Annotated in this window: 19 protein-coding genes and 1 pseudogene; 11 read left to right on the top strand and 9 right to left on the bottom strand. The window is 77.3% G+C overall.

Annotation, left to right across the window (positions count from 1 at the left end; translation table 11 throughout):
• Window positions 1–5 precede the first annotated feature (5 nt).
• Window positions 6–599 (bottom strand): annotated as a pseudogene (locus tag K1J50_RS19615) (anion permease); the annotation flags it as partial.
• Window positions 600–673: 74 nt separating this feature from the next.
• Here K1J50_RS19615 and K1J50_RS12600 point away from each other — a divergent pair.
• The 4 genes from K1J50_RS12600 (at window position 674) to K1J50_RS12615 (ending at window position 4,062) form a co-directional block, all read left to right on the top strand.
• On the top strand, window positions 674–1,423 hold the full coding sequence (locus tag K1J50_RS12600) for a 2OG-Fe dioxygenase family protein (RefSeq protein WP_220118064.1): 750 nt from the start codon (window positions 674–676) through the stop codon (window positions 1,421–1,423).
• A 464-nt stretch (window positions 1,424–1,887) separates the two neighbouring features.
• Window positions 1,888–2,421, top strand: a complete 534-nt coding sequence (locus tag K1J50_RS12605) for a glycine zipper 2TM domain-containing protein (protein WP_255575243.1) — start codon at window positions 1,888–1,890, stop codon at window positions 2,419–2,421.
• Between the two features lie 49 nt (window positions 2,422–2,470).
• Window positions 2,471–3,319: an ABC transporter permease gene (locus K1J50_RS12610; RefSeq protein ID WP_220118065.1), complete on the top strand. Its 849-nt coding sequence runs from the start codon at window positions 2,471–2,473 to the stop codon at window positions 3,317–3,319.
• 11 nt (window positions 3,320–3,330) lie between these two features.
• Window positions 3,331–4,062 carry an ABC transporter ATP-binding protein gene (locus tag K1J50_RS12615; protein WP_220118066.1) on the top strand — a complete coding sequence of 244 codons (732 nt, stop codon included), beginning with the start codon at window positions 3,331–3,333 and terminating at the stop codon, window positions 4,060–4,062.
• Between the two features lie 190 nt (window positions 4,063–4,252).
• Here K1J50_RS12615 and K1J50_RS12620 read toward each other — a convergent pair whose 3' ends face one another.
• On the bottom strand, window positions 4,253–5,563 hold the full coding sequence (locus tag K1J50_RS12620) for an MFS transporter (protein WP_220118067.1): 1,311 nt from the start codon (window positions 5,561–5,563) through the stop codon (window positions 4,253–4,255).
• Window positions 5,564–5,798: 235 nt separating this feature from the next.
• Between K1J50_RS12620 and K1J50_RS12625 the strand changes: the two genes are divergently transcribed.
• A complete protein-coding gene (locus K1J50_RS12625) occupies window positions 5,799–7,097 on the top strand; it encodes an MFS transporter (RefSeq protein ID WP_220118068.1) in 1,299 nt (432 codons plus the stop codon).
• 16 nt (window positions 7,098–7,113) lie between these two features.
• On the opposite strand, the gene K1J50_RS12630 is transcribed toward K1J50_RS12625, so the two are convergent.
• The 3 genes from K1J50_RS12630 to K1J50_RS19680 form a co-directional block, all read right to left on the bottom strand.
• Window positions 7,114–7,923, bottom strand: coding sequence for a DUF2189 domain-containing protein (locus tag K1J50_RS12630; protein WP_220118069.1), 810 nt, complete (start codon window positions 7,921–7,923; stop codon window positions 7,114–7,116).
• Between the two features lie 241 nt (window positions 7,924–8,164).
• Entirely contained in the window at window positions 8,165–8,671 is a 507-nt protein-coding gene (locus K1J50_RS12635) for a type III secretion system chaperone family protein (protein ID WP_220118070.1), read from the bottom strand.
• A 156-nt stretch (window positions 8,672–8,827) separates the two neighbouring features.
• Entirely contained in the window at window positions 8,828–9,406 is a 579-nt protein-coding gene (locus tag K1J50_RS19680) for an accessory factor UbiK family protein (RefSeq protein WP_408869375.1), read from the bottom strand.
• 157 nt (window positions 9,407–9,563) lie between these two features.
• Between K1J50_RS19680 and rfaD the strand changes: the two genes are divergently transcribed.
• Both rfaD and lgt read left to right on the top strand, forming a co-directional pair.
• Window positions 9,564–10,544, top strand: coding sequence for an ADP-glyceromanno-heptose 6-epimerase (gene rfaD, locus K1J50_RS12645; protein ID WP_220118071.1), 981 nt, complete (start codon window positions 9,564–9,566; stop codon window positions 10,542–10,544).
• Window positions 10,544–11,368: a prolipoprotein diacylglyceryl transferase gene (gene lgt, locus K1J50_RS12650; protein WP_220118072.1), complete on the top strand. Its 825-nt coding sequence runs from the start codon at window positions 10,544–10,546 to the stop codon at window positions 11,366–11,368. Before rfaD ends, lgt begins: the two co-directional genes overlap by 1 nt.
• A gap of 28 nt (window positions 11,369–11,396) precedes the next feature.
• On the opposite strand, the gene K1J50_RS12655 is transcribed toward lgt, so the two are convergent.
• Window positions 11,397–11,951, bottom strand: a complete 555-nt coding sequence (locus K1J50_RS12655; RefSeq protein ID WP_220118073.1) for a histidine phosphatase family protein — start codon at window positions 11,949–11,951, stop codon at window positions 11,397–11,399.
• Between the two features lie 134 nt (window positions 11,952–12,085).
• Here K1J50_RS12655 and K1J50_RS12660 point away from each other — a divergent pair, with 134 nt between their 5' ends.
• From K1J50_RS12660 to K1J50_RS12670, 3 genes are all read left to right on the top strand, one after another.
• Entirely contained in the window at window positions 12,086–12,772 is a 687-nt protein-coding gene (locus K1J50_RS12660) for a Tim44/TimA family putative adaptor protein (RefSeq protein WP_220118074.1), read from the top strand.
• Window positions 12,773–13,096: 324 nt separating this feature from the next.
• Window positions 13,097–14,443, top strand: coding sequence for a murein transglycosylase A (gene mltA, locus K1J50_RS12665; RefSeq protein WP_369413591.1), 1,347 nt, complete (start codon window positions 13,097–13,099; stop codon window positions 14,441–14,443).
• A gap of 81 nt (window positions 14,444–14,524) precedes the next feature.
• Entirely contained in the window at window positions 14,525–15,295 is a 771-nt protein-coding gene (locus tag K1J50_RS12670; protein WP_220118076.1) for a (Fe-S)-binding protein, read from the top strand.
• Window positions 15,296–15,499: 204 nt separating this feature from the next.
• Here K1J50_RS12670 and K1J50_RS12675 read toward each other — a convergent pair whose 3' ends face one another.
• The gene (locus K1J50_RS12675) at window positions 15,500–17,569 is read right to left on the bottom strand and encodes a hydantoinase/oxoprolinase family protein (protein ID WP_220118077.1); all 2,070 of its coding nucleotides are present in this window, start codon (window positions 17,567–17,569) and stop codon (window positions 15,500–15,502) included.
• Window positions 17,566–19,227, bottom strand: a complete 1,662-nt coding sequence (locus tag K1J50_RS12680) for a hydantoinase B/oxoprolinase family protein (protein WP_220118078.1) — start codon at window positions 19,225–19,227, stop codon at window positions 17,566–17,568. Before K1J50_RS12680 ends, K1J50_RS12675 begins: the two co-directional genes overlap by 4 nt.
• Before the next feature lie 357 nt (window positions 19,228–19,584).
• On the opposite strand from K1J50_RS12680, the gene K1J50_RS12685 reads away from it, so the two are divergent.
• A complete protein-coding gene (locus tag K1J50_RS12685; protein WP_220118079.1) occupies window positions 19,585–20,529 on the top strand; it encodes an SMP-30/gluconolactonase/LRE family protein in 945 nt (314 codons plus the stop codon).
• A gap of 195 nt (window positions 20,530–20,724) precedes the next feature.
• Here K1J50_RS12685 and K1J50_RS12690 read toward each other — a convergent pair.
• Window positions 20,725–21,484, bottom strand: a 760-nt coding sequence (locus K1J50_RS12690; RefSeq protein WP_220118080.1) for a sensor histidine kinase, incomplete at its 5' end; no start/stop codon positions are given.

Consider the following 21,484-nt stretch of genomic DNA (forward strand, 5'->3'; position numbering starts at 1 on the left):
CCGCCGACGCGCGCCAGCACGGCGAGCGCGATCCGCCGGTCGAGCCCCGTCGCCGTGACTGCGGCGGCGAAGACCGGGGCGGCGCCGACCGGCGCCACCGCGTTGTCGGCGAAGCCGCCGATCGCGCGGTCGCGCGCCCGCGCGGCGCCGATGGTCCGCGCGGCGTCCTGCGGATCGGGCGCGAAGCCGATCGGGAGGGTCGTCAGCGCCGCGACCAGCACGGCGCCGACCGCGCAGTCCACCGCCCCGCTCCGCCGGAGCACGACGGCGAACGGCAGGAGGCCGATCGCGCGCTGCCCGGCCACCGGCCGGCCGGCGAAGGGCGGCAGCAGGCAGACGAGCAGCGGCGCCGCGGCGGCGAGGCCGAGGCCGGGCCGGCGGCGCCAGCCGGCGGCGTCGCGCGGGGGGCCGGCCTCCCGGTCCGCCGCCGTCCCGCCCGTGCCCGCCGCCATGCCGCCCCCCTCGCGCCGACCGGACGCAGGCCTTCGCGTCGCGGGGCGCGGCGCGCCTCGCGCGGGATCAATCCGCCGGCGCAGCGGAGCGGCCGCGCGTCCCGGATTCCGCTGCGGGGGCGATGCGCGCGGCGGCGGCGGGCCCATATGCAGCGCGCCCCGTCCGCGGCGCGGCCGATGCCGCCGCGGCGGGGCGCGAAGTGGCCGGCGAGGACAGCGCGATGCACGACGAGACGCAGACGACCGCGCCGCAGGCGCTGGCGCAGGCGGCCGGCGCGGCCCTGCTCGCCCAGGGCTTCGCCCACCTCCGCGCCCCGCGGATGCGCGCCCTGCTCGAGGCCGCCGGCGCCACGGACTGGGAGGGGTTCGCGGCGAGCTGGAACGATCTCGGCCTCGACGCCTACATGGCCGATGGCGGCCGCTACCGGCGGCGCCGCTTCGCCTGCTTCGCCGCCTCGCCCGCGGGCATCCGCCGCAAGCCGCACCAGCCGCACTACCAGAGCCGCGACTACAACCCGCTGAACGGCGGCGTCGAACGCTGGTTCGAGCCGGTGACCGAGGCGATCGCCGCCCACCCCGTGATGCGCGCCGTCCTCGCCGCCTGCCACGGGCTGTTCGACCGCCTGACGCCGCCTGCGGCGCGCCCGGACTCCTGGCATGTCGAGGTGCACCAGTTCCGCATCGAGGCCCGCCCCGGCGAGGCCGGCCGGCCGACCCCGGAGGGCATGCACCGCGACGGCGTGGACTGGGTGCTGGTGCTGCTGGTGCGGCGCGAGAACGTGGTGCGCGGCGAGACCGCGATCCACGACCTGCAGCGCCGCCCGCTCGGCAGCTTCACGCTGGCGGAGCCGATGGACGCGGCGCTGGTGGACGACAACCGCTGCTACCACGGCGTCACCCCGGTGCTGCCGCTGGACCCGGCCCGCCCGGCCCATCGCGACGTGCTGGTGGTCACGTTCCGGCGCGGCTGACGGCGTTTCCCCGGATTCGGCTGGCCTCCGCCGCCCCGCCGGGCGAGCATCGCGGCGGAAGAGGAGCGGCGTCCCGCCCGGAGGCGCCGGGAACCGGCGCGCCGTTCCGGAACGGACCGCAGGCGGCCGCGGACCGCATCGCCGGCGCCGCGGCGCGGGGGCGGACCAGAACCGGGCGTCGCTCTCGGCCCGGTCCGGCGAGCGCACCGGGGGCAGGGGCGAGGGAGAGGTAACGCGCCGCCCGCCCGACGATCCCGGCGGCGCGATTGGGGGGGTCGCGCGTGGGGCTCCTCGGCCGGGGGCGGGCGGCCGCAACCCCGAACGGTTGCGCGGCCGGCCCCTGGGCACGGGGCCGGTTGCGGCGATATGACGATATGAGGGGTCCGGCGCGGGGTGCCGGCGGGCCGTGGTGTCCCGGCCCGTCGCCCGCCGATGCGCCCCGCCGACCCGAGGGAGTCCGCAGCATGCCCGCCCACGCCCGCCCGCGATCCGTCGCCCTGCTCGGCGCCGGCCTCCTGCTCGCCCTCGCCGCCGCCGCCTGCGCGCCGCCGACCACCAACACCACCGTCGGGGTCGGGGCGGTCGGCGTGCAGGGCTACGCGACCTACGGCACCATCCTCCAGATGCGTCCGATCCAGATCGCCGGCACGCGCAGCGGCATCGGGGCCGCGGTCGGGGCCGGCGCCGGCGGCCTGGTCGGCAGCACCATCGGCCAGGGCTGGCGCGAGCGCACCCTCGCCGGGGTCGGCGGCGCGCTGATCGGCGGCCTCGCCGGCGCCGCCATCGAGGAGGGCACGACCGGCGGCACCGGCTTCGAGTTCATCATCCAGGAGGACGGCCGCTCCACCCCGATCACGGTCAACCAGACCAACGAGGAGGGGCTGCGCCCCGGCGAGCGGGTGCTGATCACCCGCACCGACCGCGTGCGCATCAGCCGCGCCGTCGGCGCGCCGCCGCCCCCGCCCCCCGCCTACGGCTACGGCACGGCGGTGAAGTAGCGGCGGCTCTGGCCGCGCGGCGGCGCGGCGTGTAAGGAGGCGCGCTGCCATGCTCGCCCCAGCGCCCGCCGCCGCGATCCCCGTCCGGCATTTCGACGCCGCCGCGCCGCGGCGCCTCGCGCGCGCCCTCGCCGACCTCGGCGAGGGGGCGCGGCGCTGGCGCCTGGCGGCGGCGCTGGCGTGGCTCGACCTGCGCAACCGCTACCGCGGCTCGGTGCTCGGCCCGCTGTGGCTCACGCTCTCCACCGCGGTGATGCTGGGCGCGCTCGGCTGGCTCTATGCCGCGCTGTTCCGGATGCCGGTCGGCGAGTACCTGCCCTGGCTCGCGGTCAGCCTGATCCTGTGGAACGTGATCGCCACCGCGGTCGGCGAGGCCTGCGCCTGCCTCACCGGCGCCGAGGCGGTGATCCGCCAGCTTCCGCTGCCGCACAGCGTGCACGCGCTGCGCTGCGTGATGCGCAACGCGCTGGTGGCGGCGCACAACCTGCCGCTGATCGCGGTGGTGTTCCTGATCTTCGGCGTCGCCCCGGGCTGGGGCGCGCTGCTCGTCCTGCCCGGTCTCGGCCTGATCGCGCTCAACGCCTTCGCCGCCGCGCTGCTGCTCGGCATGCTGTGCGCGCGGTTCCGCGACATCGGGCCGATCGTGGGGAGCGTGATGCAGATCGCGTTCTTCGTCACGCCGGTGATCTGGAAGCCGGAGCTGCTCGATCCGCGGCTGCGGCTGCTCCTGCCGCTCAACCCCTTCCATGCGGTGATGGAGACGGTGCGCGCCCCGCTGCTCGAGGGCGGCGGCAGCCCCTGGGCCTGGCTCGCCGCGCTGCTCTGGACCGCGGCGCATGGCGCGGTCGCCTTCGCCTTCTTCGCCCGCTTCCGCGGCCGGATCGCCTTCTGGGTGTAGCGGGGCGGCGGATGGCGCGCATCCTGGCCGAGGGGATCTCGATCGAGTTCCCGCTCTACCACCTCGGGGCGCGGTCGCTGAAGAAGCGGCTGCTCGCGGCGACCCCGCTCCGGCTGCGCGCGGACGCGGCGAACCGGATCGTCGTCGCCGCGCTGCGCGACCTCTCCTTCGAGATCCGGCGCGGCGAGCGGGTGGCGCTGGTCGGGCGCAACGGCGCGGGCAAGACGACGCTGCTGCGCACCCTGGCCGGCGTCTACGAGCCGGTCGCCGGGCGGCTGACGGTGGAGGGCGCGGTCGGGTCGCTGATCGACCCCGCGGCCGGCATGGACCCGGACGCGACCGGGCGCGAGAACATCGTGCTGCGCGCGCTCTATCGCGGCCTCACCGCGGCCGAGGGCCAGGCGCTGGCCGAGGAGATCGCGGCCTTCGCCGGCCTCGGCGAGTTCCTCGACGTGCCGGTGCGCGCCTACTCGGCCGGGATGCACGTGCGGCTCGCCTTCGCCATGGCGACGGCGATGACGCCGCAGGTGCTGCTGATGGACGAGTGGTTCCTCGCCGGCGACGCGGAGTTCATGGAGAAGGCGCAGGAGCGCCTTTCCCGCCTGGTGTCCGACGCCGACATCCTCGTGCTCGCGACGCACGACATGACGGTGGCGCGCGCCTGGTGCACGCGGGCGGTCCGCCTCGACGCCGGGCGCATTGTCGCCGACGGGCCGGTGACGGAGATCCTCGCCGCCGAGTGACCGGCCGCCGCGCCGGCAGGGCGCGGGGGCCCGCCGCGAGGCCAGGCGTCGGCGCGCGGCCTTCCCCCGCTTCCTCCCGCGGCCGCCCGCGGCGAGCCGGCGGGCAGAGCGGACCGCCGGCGGGGGAACCGCGGGACGCACCGCGCCGCCCCGCGGGCGATGCGGCGGAGCCGTCGCCTGGCGCGCGGCGCTAGCCGCGGGCGGCCGCCGCCTCGCGCCGCAGCCGCCGCCACTCGCTGCCCAGCGCCATCGCCACCGTCAGCAGCATGAACCCGACCACCACCGCGAACACCCCTCCCGGCGCGCCGCGGTCCAGGATCCAGCCGTAGATCATCGGCCCGACCGCGCCGGAGACGTTGAAGCCGGTCGAGACGATGCCGAACACCCGCCCCGCCGCGCCCGGCGGCGCCGCGGCGCGCACCAGCATGTCGCGCGAGGGCATGATCAGGCCGGAGAAGAACCCCGCCGCGCCCATCGCCAGCGCGAGCGGCACCGCCCCCAGCGGCACCGCGCCGACGAGCGCGATCAGCGCCGCGGTCAGCGCGAAGCTCGCCGCCGCGACCAGCCCGTGCCGCCGCGTCCGGTCGGCGAGCCAGCCGCCCGCCAGCACCCCCGCCGCGCTCATGCCGAGGAAGGCGGTCAGCGCCACGTTCGCCGCCGTCAGCGCCGCGCCGTAGCCCTGCGTCAGCGCGGCGACGGAGAAGTTCTGCACCCCGCCGGTCGAGAGGTTGAGCAGCAGGAAGAACACCGCCATCGCCAGCACCGCGGGCGTCAGCACCGCGCGCGCCGGCACGGCCGGCGCCTTCGGGCGCGCCGCGGACGAGGCCCCGGCGGCGCCCCCCGGTCCCGCCCCCTCCGCGCCGCGCGCGGCGAGCAGCAGCGGCACGGCGACCGCCGGCCCGACCAGCCCGGCGAGGACCAGCGCCGCCTCGAGCCCCGCCGTCGCGGCGAGGCCGAGCACCAGCGCCGGCGCCATGGCGCCGCCGAGGAAGCCGGCGAAGGTGTGGATCGAGAAGGCGCGGCCCATCCGCTGCTCGCCGATCGCGCGCGTCAGGATGGCGTAGTCGGCCGGGTGATAGACGCTGTTCGCCGCCCCGGCCATCGCCGCCGCCACCAGCAGCCAGGCGTAGCTCCCGACCAGGCCGAGCGAGACGAAGGCGAGGCCGCCGAGGCAGAGCGCGCCGGCCAGCATCCGCACCGGCCCCAGCCGGTCCACGACGAAGCCCATCGGCGCCTGGGTGAAGGCCGAGACGACGTTGAACACGGTGAGCGCGAGGCCGAGCTCGACGAAGCCGACGCCGAGGCGGTCGCGCAGCAGCGGGAACAGCGGCGGCAGCACGAGGATGTGCAGGTGGCTCACGAGGTGGGCCGCCGAGACGAGCCAGAGCGTGCGCGCCTCCTCCGCGCGGCGGTGCCGGTCCGGCGCGGCCGCGGCGGGCGCGGGAGCGCCCGGCCTGCCGCCGGCTCCCGTCGCGCTGCCCGCCCGCGTGCTGCTGCTCATGCCGTGGCGCCGCCTCCCGCCTGCCTGCGCCAAGCCCTACACCCGCCGGCCCGGGTCGTCGAGCGCATGGCCGGCCCGCGCCACGACCCGGCCGCCGCAGCGGCGCGGCGCGTCGCCTGCCGCGCCGATCCGCGCTCCCGGCCGTTTCCCGCCGTCCGCGATCCGCTCTAGGCGCCGGGCGTGCGGGGCGGCAGGATCGGCGGCGGGAGCGGAACGCACGGGCGGCCGGGAACCGGTGGACGAGAGCACGGGAACGGCGGCGCCCCCCGCCGCGGACGGCGAGGCCGGCGCGGCGCCGGGGGCCGGTCGCGGCGCCGCCGCGGCGCCGCGCGCCGGGAACGGCGCGCGGTCGCTCCTCGCCGAGCCCGCCTTCCGCCGCCTCTGGACCGTCGGCGCCGTTGTCTTCGTCGTCCGCTGGATCGAGATGATCGCGATCGGCGTCTTCGTCTATCGCCAGACCGGCTCGGCCTTCCTCGTGGCGATGATGACGATGCTGCGGCTGCTGCCGCTCGGCCTGCTCGGCGCCGTGATCGGCGCCGCGGCGGAGCGCGTCGAACGCCGCGCCGCGCTGCTCGCGGTGGTGCTCGGCGGCCTCGCCGTCTCGGCGGCGATGGCGCTGCTCGCCCATGCCGGGCAGCTCGCGGTGTGGCACGTCGCGCTCGGCAGCTTCCTCAACGGCATCGGCTGGGCGGCGGACAACCCGGTGCGCCGGCTGATGATCGGCGAGGCGGTGGGGCCGGAGCGCATGGGCACGGCGATGTCGCTCGACGTCGGCGCCAACAACGCGAGCCGCATCTTCGGCCCGACCCTCGGCGGCGCGCTCTACGCCGCGGCCGGGATCGAGGGCGCCTTCGCGCTCGGCGCGCTGCTGCATCTCGTCGCGCTCGGCGCGGCGCTGCGGGTGGGGCCGGCCCGCGCGGCGGGCGCCCCGGCGGCGGCCGCGGCCGGCGTGCTCGGGCGGATGGCGGAGGGCGTGGCGGCGGTGCGGCAGGACCGGCGGCTCACCGGCATCCTCGCCGTCACCGTGATCTTCAACCTGTTCGGCTGGCCCTTCACCAGCATGATCCCGGTGATCGGGCAGGACCGGCTCGGCCTCGGTCCGGACGGGATCGGGCTGCTCGCCAGCGTGGACGGGGTGGGGGCGTTCGGCGGGGCGGTGGCGCTCGCGCTGTGGGCGCGGCCGCGCCACTACCGCGCCTGCTATGTCGGCGGGGTGACGCTCTACCTCGCGACGCTGATCGCCTTCGCGCTGGCGCCGCAGGTCTGGCTCGCCGCGGCGGCGCTGCTGCTGACCGGCCTCGCCCAGGCCGGCTTCGCCACCATGCAGGCGACGCTTGTGTTCCTCGCCGCGCCGCCGGAGATGCGCTCGCGCGTGCTCGGCCTGCTCTCGGTCTGCATCGGCACGGGGCCGCTCGGCTTCGTGGCGCTCGGGCTGCTCGCGGAGGCGGTCGGCGCGTCGGCGGCGACGGCGGCGATGGGCCTCGCGGGCCTCGCCGCGCTGGCCGCGACGCGGCGGTGGTGGGGGAGGATCTGACGCCGGCCGGGTCCGCTCAGTGCTCCACCACGCGCCGGTAGAGGTGCCAGGTTGCGTGGCCGAGCACCGGCATCACCACCGCCAGCCCGACGAACAGCGGCAGGCAGCCGAGGAACAGCAGCCCCGCCACGATCAGCCCCCAGAGCGCCATCGGCACCGGGTTCACCGCGACCGCCCGCAGCGAGGTCCGCATCGCCGTCACCGGCCCGAGATAGGGCCGGTCGAGCAGCAGCGGGAAGGAGATCACGGTCAGGCTCAGCACCAGCGCGGCGAACAGGAAGCCCACCCCGTTGCCGATCAGGATCAGCCGCCAGCCCGCCCCCGTGGTGAACACGCGCGCGAGGAACTCCGCCATCGTGGCCGGCGGCGGCCCGGCGGCGCCGAGCGTCATGGCATAGACCGCTTGCGCCGCGGCCAGCCAGGCCACGAAGATCGCGAGCAGCATCACCGCGAGCACCGCGATCGCCCCGATCGCGGGCGAGCGCAGCACGTCGAAGGCGTTGAGCCAGGAGACCGGCAGGCCGCGCTCGCGCCGCCGGCTGATCTCGTAGAGGCCGAGCGCCGCCACCGGGCCGACCAGGGAGAGGCCGGCGACCAGCGGCCAGAGCAGCGGCATCAGCGGCCCGCCCCAGGCGGCGCGCGCGGCGGCCAGGCCGACGAGGGGATAGATCACACCGAGGAAGAGGAGCTGCGTCGGCGCGGCGAGGAAATCGGCGAGGCCGGCGGCGAGCGCCTCGCGCAGGTCGCGCACGCCGATGCGGCGGATGGCGGGAACCGCATGATTCTCGATGCTGACGGGATACCGCGCGGCCCAGACCCTTGGCATGGCATCGTCCCTCCGCAACGGGCCGCCCGCGCATGGCGTGGCGGCCGGAGGAAAGCCGTCCGGCGGCCGGCGCGGCCGGGCGAGGCGCGGCATCGCGGTGCGGCTGGCACCCGCCCGTCCCCGGCGGCCGGCGGATCTCGGCGCGGAAAATCTGGGGAGCGCAGCCGCACGGCGTCCATCACAGCCGCGCGAGGCCGCGGCCGTGCCGGCCCCCCTCGGCCGGGCGGCGCGGCCGGCGGGCCTAGGCCTCCCCCACGCAGTCCAGCATCGCCGCGGCCAGCGCCTCGGCCGGGCTGCGCCCGCCCCAGAGGACGAACTGGAAGGCGGGGAAGAACCGCTCGCACTCGGCGATGGCGATGTCCACCATGTCCTCGAGGCTCTCGACGCTCGCCCCGGGCGTGCCGCGCAGCAGGACGGAGTGGCGGAACACCGGCACCCCCTCCTCGCCCTCCAGGCCGAAATGGCCGAGCCAGAGCTTCTCGTTGGCCAGGGCGAGCAGCTCGAACAGCTTGTCCCGCCTGCCGGCCGGCACCTTCAGGTCGAAGGCGCAGGTGAAGTGCATGGCGCTGATCTCGGGCGACCAGGAGAAGTAGAGCCCGTAGTCGCACCACTTCCCCGGCGCCTCGGCGGCCATCTCGCCGTCCGAGCGGCGCTCGAAGGCCCACTCGTTGGCGGCGAGGATCTGCTCGAGGACGTCGAGGGGATTGGCGGCGGCTCGGTCGCGGTCGAGGCCCAAGGTGGCGGGCATCGCAACCCCTCCTTCCTTTCCGGCGGGTTCCCCCCTGAGGTCCGCCCGCCCCCTGGCTATTGGGGCCCTGCGGACGAACCCACCACAAGACCTAGACTAATCAAGCGGCGCGGAATTCCGCAAGAGTTTGGACACCGAACGGTTGCGAGGCGGTCTTCACCTGGCGGCGGAAGAGCCGTCCGCCGCGCCGCGGCCGCTCCCCTCCGCCTCCCGTTCCGCCGCCTCCTGCGCCGCTTCGGCGTTGGGCATCCCGGCCGAGGCCTCGGCCGCGGCGCTGCCTGCCGGGACCGTGCCTCCTCCGGCCGGACCGGGGGGCGGCGCCTCGCCCGGCCCGGCCGCCTCCTGCGCCGCCTCGGCGTTGGGCATCCCGGCCGAGGCCTCGGCCGCGGCGCTGCCCTGCGGGACGGTGCCGGTCATGGCCGCCGCCGCGGGCGCGTCGCGGCCGCCGACGCCGAGCCGCGCCTCCAGCGCGGCGACGCGGGCGGCCAGCGCCTCCGCCTCCTCCCGCGCCCGCCGGGCGACCTCCATCGCCGCGTCCAGATCCTCGCGCCGCACCAGCTCGAGCCGCTGGATCAGGCTCTCGACCTGGCTGCGCACGGCGGCCTCGACCTCGCTCCGCAGCCCGGCGAGGGCGGAGAAGGCGCCGCCCGCAACGCCCGCGAGGTCGTCGAAGAGGCCGCCCCGCCGCCCGCCGCGCCCGCCGGCGGGGCCGCCGCCACTCGTCTGCTCGCTCATGCGCGTGTCGCCTCCTCTTCGCGCCGCCCGTCGCCCTGTCCGTCCGCCGGCCGGCTTGCCCGGGCCGCCGGCCGCGCCCTATACCGCGCCGGCGCCGCGCCGCGCGAGAGAGGCCGGCCGGCCCCCTCGCGCGCAGGACGGACGGGACGCGCTCCGCATGTATCTTGTCACCGGCGGCGCCGGTTTCATCGGCTCCAATCTCGTCGCCGCGCTGTGCGCCCGCGGGGCCGAGGTGATGGTGGTGGACCGGCTGCGCGACGGGGAGAAGTGGCGCAACCTCGCCCATCACCCGATCGCCGGCATCCTGCCGCCCGAGAAGATCGAGGACTACCTCGCCGCCCGCCCGCCGGTGGAGGCGGTGCTGCATCTCGGCGCCATCAGCGACACCACGGCCCGCGACGGGGACCTGGTTGCGGCGGTGAACTTCACCCTGCCGCTCTGGCTGTGGTCCTGGTGCACGGAGGCGGGGGTGCCCTTCCTCTACGCCTCCTCCGCCGCGGTCTACGGCGACGGCGCCCTCGGCTTCGACGACGACGCCTCGCCCGCGCATCTCGCGCGGCTGCGCCCCCTCAACCTCTACGGCTGGTCCAAGCTCGCCTTCGACCGGCGGGTGGCGGACCTGCTCGCGCGCGGGGCGCCGGCCCCGCCGCAATGGGCAGGCCTGCGCTTCTTCAACGTCTACGGCCCGAACGAATACCACAAGGGCCGCATGGCGAGCGTGCTCTACCACAAGTTCCGCGAGGTGACGGCCGGCCGGCCGGCGACGCTGTTCCGCTCCGACCGCCCGGACATCGCCGACGGGGCGCAGGCGCGCGACTTCGTCCACGTGGACGACTGCGTGGACGCCATGCTGTGGCTGCTCGACCATCCCGAGGTGTCGGGGCTGTTCAACCTCGGCACCGGCACGGCGCGGACCTTCCTCGACCTGGTGCTGGCGCTGTTCGCGGCGCTCGACCGGCCGGCCGAGATCCGCTTCGTCGAGATGCCCGAGGACCTGCGGGGCAAGTACCAGTACTTCACCGAGGCGCGCATGGACCGGCTGCGCCGGGCCGGCTGGACCCGGCCGCCGACCCCGCTCGAGGAGGGGGTGCGGCGCACCGTGCAGGAGTTCCTGCTCCGGCCGGATCCCTACCGCTGATGCTGTTCGCCCTCCCCTTCCCGCGGATCGATCCGGTCCTCGTCGAGATCGGGCCGTTCGCGATCCGCTGGTATGCGCTCGCCTACATCGCCGGCATCGTGCTCGGCTGGCGGCTGGCGCGGCGGCTGGTGCAGCGCCCGCCGCCGGCGGCCACGCCGGAGCAGCTCGACGATTTCGTCACCTGGGCCACGCTCGGCATCGTGCTCGGCGGGCGGCTCGGCTACGTGCTGTTCTACCGGCCCGGCTACTACCTGTTCCACCCGTGGGAGGCGCTGGCCATCTGGCACGGGGGCATGAGCTTCCACGGCGGCATGCTGGGGGTGGTCCTGGCGCTGTGGTGGTTCGCGCGCGCGCGGCGGCTCGATCTGCTGCGCTTCGCCGACCGGGTGGTGTGCGTGGTGCCGATCGGGCTCGGGCTCGGCCGGGTGGCGAACTTCATCAACGGCGAGCTGTGGGGGCGGGTGACGGACGTGCCCTGGGGGATGGTGTTCCCCGGCGCCGGCCCGCTGCCGCGGCATCCGAGCCAGCTCTACCAGGCGGCGCTGGAGGGTGCCCTGCTGTTCGCGCTGATGATGGCGCTGGTCGCGCGCCCGGGGATCCGGGCGCGGCGCGGCTTCCTCTCCGGCGCCTTCCTTGCCGGCTACGGCGTGGCGCGCATCACCGGCGAGTTCTTCCGCCAGCCGGACGCGCATCTCGGCTTCCTCTGGGGCGGGGCGACGATGGGGCAGCTCCTGTCGCTGCCGATGCTGGCGGCGGGGCTGTGGCTGATGCTGCGCAGCAAGGCGGCGCCGGAGCCGGCGCGCGCGGCGCCGCCGGCCGGCTGAGGCGGCGCCCGCAGCCGCCCCTCGCCCGTCATGCCTTCCAGACGATCCGCTCCGGCGCCGGCCCGGTGGGGTCGCAGCGCAGCCACTCGCCGTTCGCCACGCTCCGGCCGGTCAGGCAGAGGATGAACCCCCAGTGGGAGACCACCAGCGTGTCGCGCCAGTCCGGCAGCGCCGCCATCTCGGCCCGGAACAGCGCCGCGCGGGCCTCGACCTGCTCGGCCGGCTCCTCGGCGGCGGGCCACCACACCTCCTCGAGCCGGGCGAAGTCGAGGTGCGGGAAGCGCCGCGCCAGCTCCGTCGCCGGGGTGCCGATGTCGCAGGTGAAGGCGTAGCGTTCGCGCACCGTCGGGATGACGATCACCGGCAGGTCGAGGCGGCGGGCGATCGGTTCGGCGGTCTGCAGCGCCCGGGTGTAGGGGCTCACCAGGATGCGGCGCAGGCCCTCGCCCGCCAGCGCCGCGGCCGCCGCCTCCGCTTGGCGGCGGCCGAGCTCGGTCAGCGCCGGGTCGCGGATGCCGGGATCGCGCCGGGTCGCGCCGAAGTGCAGGTTGAACTCGCTCTGGCCGTGGCGCAGGAGGATCATCGGGACGTTCAGTGGCCGGGAGGGGCCCCACCCGCCCGGCGATACCGCGCCGGAGCGCCCGCGGGCAAGCCGCCCGCCGCGCCGTTGCGGGGGCGGTGCCGGGCCCCTAAGTCTGCGTCGAAGGAGTCCGAGCAATGCAGGCCGGCGGCATCCCGATTGACCTGATCCTCTACGCGATGGTCGCGGCGTTCCTGGTGCTGCGCCTGCGCAGCGTGCTCGGCCGGCGCACCGGCTTCGAGCGCCCGCCGCAGCCGGAGCGCCCCGCGGGCTATGACCCGCGCACCACCCGCGCCGCCGAAGGCGAGGCGGAGGCCCGCGCGCCCGCCGCGCCGGCCGCCGGGCAGGCGCGCCGCGTCATCCCCGATCCGCGCTCGCCGGTGGGCCAGGCGCTCGCCCGCATCCGCGGCGTTGATCCCGGCTTCGACCCGAACCGCTTCCTCGAGGGCGCCGAGGCCGCCTTCCGCATGATCGTCACCGCCTTCGCCGAGGGCGACCGCGCCACGCTGCGCGCGCTGCTCTCCGACGACACCTACGCCGGCTTCGAGCACGCCATCGCCGCGCGCGAGGCGGCCGGCGAGCGCCAGCGCACCGAGATCCGCGCCGTGCAGGAGGTGGCGATCGAGGCCGCCGACCTGCGCGGCACCGTCGCCGACATCACCGTCCGCTTCGTCAGCGACCAGGTCAACCTGACCACCGGCCGCAACGGCGAGGTCGTCTCCGGCACCGAGGCCGTGACCGAGCTCACCGACCTCTGGACCTTCCAGCGCGACCTGACCAGCGGCGATCCGACCTGGCGGCTGGTGGCGACCCGCTCCGGCTGAGCGGCCCGCGCGCGGTCGCGCCGCCGCAGGGCGCAGGCCGGGCCGGGCAGGCGAGGCAAGGGGGCGGCGGCGCACGCGCCGGGCGAGGCGCCGAGCCGCAGCGCGCAGGCCAAGCGAGGGGACGTGGCGCGGGGACGAGGCGCGCAGGCCAGGCGAGGGGACGCGGCGGGGGGCGACGCCGGCCGGCGGTCGGCCGCGCCGCGGCGATGGTCCGCGGCGGAACCTGAGCGGGCGGGGGTTCCTCTCCGCACCGCCTGCGGCGTGATGCCCCCGCCCCCGCGCGGGGCGGTTGCCGCGCCGGGCCGGCAATTCCTATCCCCGGGCGTGCCGCGCCGCGCCGCTCTCGCCTTCCTCGGGCTTGCCCTGCTGTCGCCGGCCGCTGCGGCCGGGGAGCGCCAGGGCGCCGCCGCACCGGCTCGGGCCGCCGCGACGGCCCCGCTCCTGCGTCCCGTCTCCTGGCACGCCCTGCCCGGCTGGACCGAGGACCGGCCCTCCGAGGCGCTGCCCGCCCTGCTGGAGAGCTGCCGCGCGTTCGCCGCCCTGCCGGCGGAGCGCGCGCCGGACGCGCCGGAGCAGGCGCCGCCGCCCGGCGGCAGCCCGGCCGCATGGCGCGCGCTCTGCGCCGAGGCCGCGGCGCTCCGCGCCGCCCTGGCGCGCCCGGCCGGTCCCGCGCCCGGCACGGAGGGTGCGATCGCCGCACGACGCGAGGCGCGCGCCCGCCGCTTCTTCGAGCGCCGCTTCCGGCCCTTCGCCGTCGCCGCGCCCGGCCTGCTCACCGGCTACTACGAGCCGATCCTGCGCGGCGCGCGCGCGCCCGGCCCGAGCTTCCCCGTCCCCCTCTACGCCCCGCCGCCGGAGCTGGCGGAGGCGACGATCGCCCCCGTGGCGCAAGGCGGCGCGCCGGGGGCCCCTGCCGCGCGGCGCGTCTGGGGCCAGTGGCGCGACGGGCGGCTCGAGCCGCTGCCGGACCGGGCCGCGATCGAGGACGGGGCGCTGGCGGGGCGCGGCCTCGAGCTGGTCCATGTGGACGACCCCGTCGAGGCCTTCTTCCTGCACATCCAGGGCTCCGGCCGGGTGGTGCTGGCGGACGGCACGCTGCTGCGCCTCGGCCATGCCGGGCAGAACGGCCATCCCTACCGCGCCATCGGGCGGATCCTGATCGAGCGCGGCGAGATCCCGCGCGAGCGGATGTCCCTGCAGGCGATCCGCGCCTGGCTGAACGCTCCGGGCCGGGAGGGAGAGGAGCGCGGGCGACGGCTGATGCGCGAGAACCCCTCCTTCGTCTTCTTCCGCCTGGTGGAGGGGCTGCGGCCGGACCAGGGGCCGATCGGCACGCTCGGCGTGCCGCTGACGCCGATGCGCTCGCTCGCGGTGGACCCGGCCTTCGTGCCGCTCGGGGCGCCGGTCTTCCTCGCGACGCACGGCGAGGGCGGCGGCGGGCCGCCGTTGCGCCGGCTGGTGGTGGCGCAGGACACGGGCGGGGCGATCCGCGGCCCGGCGCGCGGCGACCTGTTCGTGGGCTGGGGACCGGAGGCCGGGGACCGCGCCGGGCGGATGCGCGAGCCGGTCGAGATGTTCGTGCTGCTGCCGCGCGAGCGGACGGCGGGGGCGGCGCCCTGGCCGGGGCGGACCGGGGGGGAACGCGCCACGGGAACGCCGCGGCGGTCCTGAGCCGGCTCTCCCGGCTCGGAGCACGGCCGGGCCGGCCGCGCCTCGACGCCGGGGCGGCGCGGTGCCACTACTGGCGCCGCCATGCCAGCCCCCGCCCGCCCGCGCGTCGCGCTCTTCGTCACCTGCCTCGTGGACCTCTACCGCCCGAGCGTCGGCTTCGCCGCGCTGCGCCTGCTGGAACGCGCGGGCTGCGAGGTGGTGGTGCCGCGGGGCCAGACCTGCTGCGGCCAGCCGGCCTACAATTCCGGCGACCGCGCCGATGCGCGCGACCTCGCCCGCCGGGTGATCGAGGAGTTCCTGCCCTACGACCACACCGTCGCCCCCTCCGGCTCCTGCGCGGCGATGATCCGGCACCACTACCCCGCGCTCTTCGCCGACGACCCGCAGGAGCGCGCCCGCGCCGAGCGGCTGGCGGCGAAGACGCACGAGCTGGTCTCCTTCCTCGCCGACGTGATAGGGCTGCAGCGGGTGGAGGCGCGCTACGACGGCATCGTCGCCTACCACGATTCCTGCTCCGGCCTGCGCGAGCTCGGCATCCGCGACCAGCCGCGCCGGTTGCTCGCCTCGGTGCGCGGGCTGACGCTGAAGGAGCTCGCGGAGCCCGAGGTGTGCTGCGGCTTCGGCGGCACCTTCTGCGTCAAGTATCCGGACATCTCTACGCGCATGGTCGCCGACAAGGCCCGCGACGTGGCGGCGACCGGGGCGGATACGGTGCTCGCGGGCGACCTCGGCTGCCTGCTCAACATCGCCGGGCGGCTGCGGCGCGAGGGCTCGCCGGTGCATGTGCGCCACGTCGCCGAGGTGCTCGCCGGCATGACGGACGAGGTGGCGCCGATCGGCGAGACGCGCTGAGGCGCGCCGGGCGCGGGGGCGAGAGCCGTTCCGCCCGGCTCGGCGCACGGCCCGGCGGACGGCTTCGCGCGCCTGCCCGTTTCCGCCCCCCGCGATCCGCCCCGGCGCCGTTCCCGCACGCCTGCGCGCGCGGCGCGCGGCCCGGCGCATCGTCCGTCGCGCGGATCCGCGCTCCCGCCCGTTTCCGGCCGCCGGCGATCCGCCCTACAGGGCCGCGGCCGCCGGCACCTCCACCTCCAGCCAGCCGCGCGCGTCCATCCGCGCCGCGTCGCCGGGGAGCAGCAGCACGGTCGTGGTGTCGCTCTCGACGATCGCCGGGCCGTCCAGGCGCTGATCGGGGGCGAGGGCGGCGAAGTCGAACACCGGCGCCTCCGCCGTGCCGCCGTCGGCGAGCAGGATGCGCCGCCGCGCGACCGGCGCGGCGGGCGCGGCGGCGGCGGGCGCCTCCGGCACCGGCATCGCCGGCAGGCGGCCCACCACGGCGACGCGCGCGTTCACCAGCACCACCTCCTCGCCGCGCAGCGCGTAGGTGAACAGCGCCTCGTGGCGGCGGTGGAAGGCCTCGCGCACGCGCTCGGCCAAGCCCGGCGAGTCCCAGTCGAGCTGATCGAGCGGCACGGCGATCTCGAACACCTGCTCGCCGTAGCGCATGTCGGCGGCGCGGCGGGTCTCGACCTGGCCGCCGAACCAGGCGGCGACGCGGGCGCGGCCCTCCGCCTCCAGCGTCGCGAAGGCGGTGCGCAGGGCGTCGTCGGGCGGCACGCCGGCGGCGGTGTCCGCCGCGCTGCGCGCGACCTCGTAGCGGAGGTCGGTGTGCAGCATCCCCCAGGCGGAGAGGCCGGCGGCGAAGAGCGGCACCGCGACGCGGCGGATGCCGAGCTCGCGCGCCACGGCGCTGACATGCAGCCCGGCGGCGCCGCCGAAGCCGAGCAGGGTGTAGTCGCGCGGGTCCACCCCGCGGCGCACGGTGGCGAGGCGGATGCCGTCGGCCATGTGCACATTGGCGAGCCGGTGCGTGCCCGCCGCCGCCTGCGTCGCATCGAGGCCGAGGCGCGCGCCGAGCGCGGCGAAGGCCCGCTCCGCCGCCGCGAGATCGAGCCGCCGCCGCCCGCCGAGGAAGTTCCCCGGATCGAGATAGCCGAGCAGCAGGTTGGCGTCGGTCACGGTCGGCTCGCTGCCGCCCTGGCCGTAGCAGGCCGGCCCCGGGGCGGCGCCGGCGCTCCGCGGCCCGACCCGCAGCGTGCCGCCCGGGCCGAGATGGGCGATCGAGCCGCCGCCGGCGCCAAGGGTGATGATGTCGAGGCTCTCCAGCGCGATCCGCTCGCCGCCCACCGTGCGGCCGCGGCCAAGCGCCGCCTCGCCCGCCGTCACCAGCGCGATGTCGGTCGAGGTGCCGCCGACGTCGAAGGTGACGAGGTCCTGGCCGAGCCCGCGCCGCGCCAGAGCCAGCGCCGCCGCCACGCCGCCCGCCGGGCCGGAGAGCGCGGTGCCGGCGGCGAGGCGTGCCGCCTCCTCGACCGGGGCGACGCCGCCGTGCGAGAGGATGACGAACACCGGGCCCGCGTAGCCCGCCTCGCCGAGCCGCGCGCGCAGACGCGAGAGGTAGCGCGCGACGACCGGGCCGACATAGGCGTTCACCGCCGCGGTCGAGAAGCGCTCGAACTCCTTGATCTGCGGCAGCACCTCGGCGGAGAGGGTCACGTAGACGCCGGGCAGCGCCCTCGCCACCGCCGCGCCGGCGCGGCGCTCGTGCGCGGGGTCGCGCCAGGAGTGGAGGAAGCAGATCGCGACCGCCTCCACCTCCGCCGCGGCGAGCGCCGCGATCGCCTCGGCGAGCGAGGCCTCGTCGAGCGGCACCTCCACGCGCCCGTCCACGCGCAGGCGCTCGCGCACGGGAAGGCGCAGGCGGCGCGGTACGAGGGGCGGGGGCGGGGGCAGGCGCAGGTCGTAGCGCTCGGGCTTCAGCCCCTCGCGCATCTCGATCACGTCGCGATGCCCCGCGGTGGTGAGCATGGCGACGCGCGCGCCCTTGCGCTCGAGCAGCGCGTTGGTCGCGACGGTGGTGCCGTGGACGATGCGCTCGGTGCGTGCGAGCAGGTCGGGCAGCGGCAGGCCGAGCGCCGCGGCGAGCACGCCGAGCGCCGCGACCACGCCCTCGCTCTGGTCGGCCGGCGTGCTCGCCGCCTTGGCGAGGGTGGTACGGCCGTCCGGACCGATGCAGACGACGTCGGTGAAGGTGCCGCCGACGTCAATGCCGATGCGGTAGCCGCTCATCGGGTGACATAGCCCTCGGCGAGGTCGGCGGCGCGCGCGGCGGGGTCGCGCTTCTCGGGCGGCCCCCAGCCGCCGCCGCCCGCGGCGCGCACGTGCAGCACGTCGCCGGGGGCGAGGGGGATGCCGACCTCCTTGGTGCGCAGCGCGCGCTCGCTCCCGTCGGCGCGCCGCAGACGGTAGTCGTGCGGCACCGAATCGCGCCCGCCGAGGATCCCGGCCGAGCCGTGGCGCGCCCCGTCGCCCGCGGTGTTCGCCACCGCCGGGCCGTCGGTCTCGATCACCAGCTCGAGCTCGCCGCCGAGACCGCCGCGGTGCTGGCCGTCGCCCGCCGAGTCGGGGCGGAACTCGTGGCGGCGGAAGAACAGCGGGAAGCGTGCCTCGGCCATCTCGACCGAGCCGAATTTCAGCCCGCCGGCGGAATGCCACTCGCCCACCGTGGACCAGCCGTCGCCCTTCGCCGAGCCGCCACCGCCGGGGCGGGCGTGGAACATGTGCCAGACGAACTCCCGCCCCGGCCGGCGCGCGTCGCGCCCCTTGATGGCGACGCGGAAGCGCCGGCCCCAGCCGCCCATCGCCCGCTCCGGGCAGGCGTTGGCAAGCGCCTTCACCACCGCCTCGACGATCTCGTTCGAGCAGTGGGAGGTGCACATCGTCACCGGCGCCCCCTCGCGCGCCCAGACCACCGTCCCTTCCCGCGCGCGCACGGCGAGCGGGCGGAAGGCGCCGTCGTTCTTCGCCACCTCCGGATCGAGCAGGAAGGCGAAGGCCATGCGCACCGCGCTCATCATGTTGGGATAGGAGGAGTTGACGAAGCCCGGCGTCTGCGGGTCGCTCTCGGAGAGGTCCACGGTCAGCGAATCGCCGCGCTTGGTGACGGTGGCGCGGATCGCGATGTCCTCGCCGCCGAAGCCGTCGTCGTCGAGGAACGCCTCGCCGCGCCAGGTGCCGTCGGCCCAGGTGGCGACGATGCGTCGCGCGTGCCCCTCGGCGAGGTCGAGGATCGCCTCCACCGCGGCGTCGAGCAGCCCCGCCCCGTGGCGCGCGAGCAGCGCGAGCAGGCGCCGCTCGCCGAGATGCGCGGCGCCGATCATCGCCATCAGGTCGCCGCGCACGTCGCGCGGCAGGCGGGTGTTGGCGGCGATCATGCGGAGCAGGTCCTCGCGCGGCCGCCGCCCCTCGCCGAGGCGGATGGGCGGCAGCCGCAGCCCCTCCTGCCAGATCTCGGTGGCGGCGGGGTTGTAGCCGCCATGCGTCGCGCCGCCGATGTCGGTGTGGTGGGCGCGCACGACGCAGAGGAAGCGCAGCGCCCCCTCGGCGAAGACCGGCACGATCGCGGTGAGGTCCGGCAGGTGGCTGCCGCCGTGGTAGGGGTCGTTGAGCAGGTAGATGTCGCCCTCGGCGATCGCGTCGCCGAAGGCCTCCACCACCGCCTGCGCGGCGAAGGGCATGGCGCCGACATGGACCGGGATGTGGTCGGCCTGCGCCACCAGCCGGCAGCGCGCATCGCAGAGCGCGATCGAGAAGTCGCGCGAGGAGTTCAGGATCTGCGAGTAGGTGGTGCGCAGCATCGCCTCGCCCATCTCCTCGACGATGGCGCGGAAGCGGTTGTCGAGGACGGCGAGGGTGACGGGATCGGGCGCGGCGGGGCGGGGCGGCATGGCGCGACCGTTCCGGCCGGCCGGCGGCGCCGTCAAGCCCTCTTCCCCGCCGGGCGGTGCGCGAGGGCACGCCGGGCGCACATGTGGCGTCTCGGGGGGTCAGGACGCGCGCAGGAGGCGCGGCACGGGGGGGCGGCCGCGCGCACCGGCCTTGGTCGCCCTGGGCTCGCCCCGTCCCCGGTGTCTCCGCCCGGCCGCTGGCGGCGGCGCTCGCGCACCGGCCGTGATCGGCCGGCGCCGGCGCACGCGTCCCCCGGCATGCGCGATGCCCGCGCCGACGCGCCGAGGCGGGCGGGGCTTCGCGCCGCGCCGCCGCGCGCGCATGATCGCGGCCGGGCCCGATGGGGAGACCGCCGCATGACCGCGACCGCCGCCGAAACGCCGCGCGACCTGCGCATCCTGGCCGAAGGGCTGCGCTTCCCCGAAGGCCCGGTCGCGATGCCGGACGGCTCGGTCGCGCTGGTCGAGATCGAGGCGGGACGCATCACGCGCGTCGCGCCGGACGGCACGAAGAGCGTGATCGCGCGCCCCGGCGGCGGACCGAACGGCCTCGCCCTCGGCCCGGGCGGCAGCCTCTACGTGACCAACAACGGCGGCTTCGCCTGGCACGAGGAGCCGGGGATGCTGCGCCCCGTCGGCCCCTCCGCCGACTACCGCGGCGGGCGCATCGAGCGCGTGGATCCCGCGACCGGCGCCGTCACCGTGCTCTACGAGCGCTGCGGCGAGCACCGCCTCTGCGGCCCGAACGACCTGGTGTTCGACGGCCAGGGCGGATTCTGGTTCTCCGACCTCGGCAAGGTGCGCGCGCGCGGGCGCGACCACGGCGCGGTCTACTGGGCGGCGGAGGACGGCTCGCGCATCGTCGAGGCGGCGCACCCGGTCCCTGGCGGCGCGAACGGCATCGGCCTCTCGCCGGACGGGAAGACGCTCTACGTGGCGGAGACCGAGACCGGCCGGCTCTGGGCCTTCGACGTGCTCGGCCCCGGCGTGCTGCGCAAGGAGCCCTGGCCGAGCCCGCATGGCGGGCGGCTGGTCTGCCAGTTCCCGGGCTTCCGCCGGCTCGACAGCCTCGCCGTTACCGCCGCCGGCAACATCGTCGTCGCGACGCTGGTGAGCGGGGAGCTCACCACCGTCGCGCCCACGGGCGAGATCCTGCGGGTGGTGAGGATGCCGGAGCGGATGCCGACCAACATCTGCTTCGGCGGGCCGGACATGCGCACCGCCTACGTCACGCTCTCGCTCACCGGCAGGCTCGTCAGCCTGCCCTGGGACGAGCCGGGGTTGCGGCTGCCCCATTCCTGATTCCCGCGCGATCCCGCGCGCGGCGGCGCGCCATCCCGTCCGCGACGGGACGTGGCGACGGTCCCCGCGGGCGGGAACACGGCGTTCGGCGGGGGGGCCGCGGGGCGTGCGCCGGTGCGGAGGGCCGCGCGCTGGCTGGGCGTTGGCCCGGCGTGCCGCCTGCGCCGACCGGGTGGCCCGTCCGGCTGCTCCGGCTCAGGCAGCCGGCGTGCCGGCGACGCGGTTGCGCGGCAGCAGCAGCGCGGCGCGCGCGCCGATGCCGGGCGCCGCCTCCAGCTCCAGCCCGCCGCCATGGGCCTCCAGCAGGCCGCGCGCGACGGCGAGGCCGAGGCCGACGCCGCGCGTGCGCCCGGCCGCGGGAAGGCCGGCGGCCGGCGCGGCGCCGGGCGCCAGGTCGTCGCTCGGCACGCCGCTGCCCTCGTCCTCGACCAGGATGGCGATGCTCCCGCCGCGGTCCGGATCGAGCCGCAGCTCGATCCAGTCGCCCGGGCGCGAGAGGTGGGCGGCGCGGGCGAGGACGTCGCGCAGCGCGCCGCGCAGCGCGCGCCGGTCGGCGTGCAGCGACAGCGCGCCGAGCTCGGGGGCGATCCGCCAGTGGCGGCCGGCGGCGCCGGGCTCCGCGGCGACGGCGGCGATCGCCTCCTCGAGCAGCGGGCGCAGGGGGAAGGTCTCCTCGTGCAGGGCGGGGGAGCCGGACTGCAGGGCGAGGAGGGCCTCGAGCCGCTCGCTGGCGCGCCGCAGGTCGCGCAGGACCGCGGCGAGCGCCTCGGCCTCCGCCCGCGCTTCCGCCGCCGGCAGGGAGCCGCCCCCGCCCGCCGCGGCGAGGGCGCGCAGCAGCCGCTCCGCCCGGCCGGCGAGGGAGAGCCCGGGCCCGCGCAGCTCCGCCGCCGCCAGGCCGAGCCGGCGCTCCGCCGCGGCCGCCCGGCGTTCCGCCGCCGCCGCGCGCGCCGCCGCG

The organism is Caldovatus aquaticus, from assembly GCF_019458025.1.
Lineage (GTDB): Bacteria > Pseudomonadota > Alphaproteobacteria > Acetobacterales > Acetobacteraceae > Caldovatus > Caldovatus aquaticus.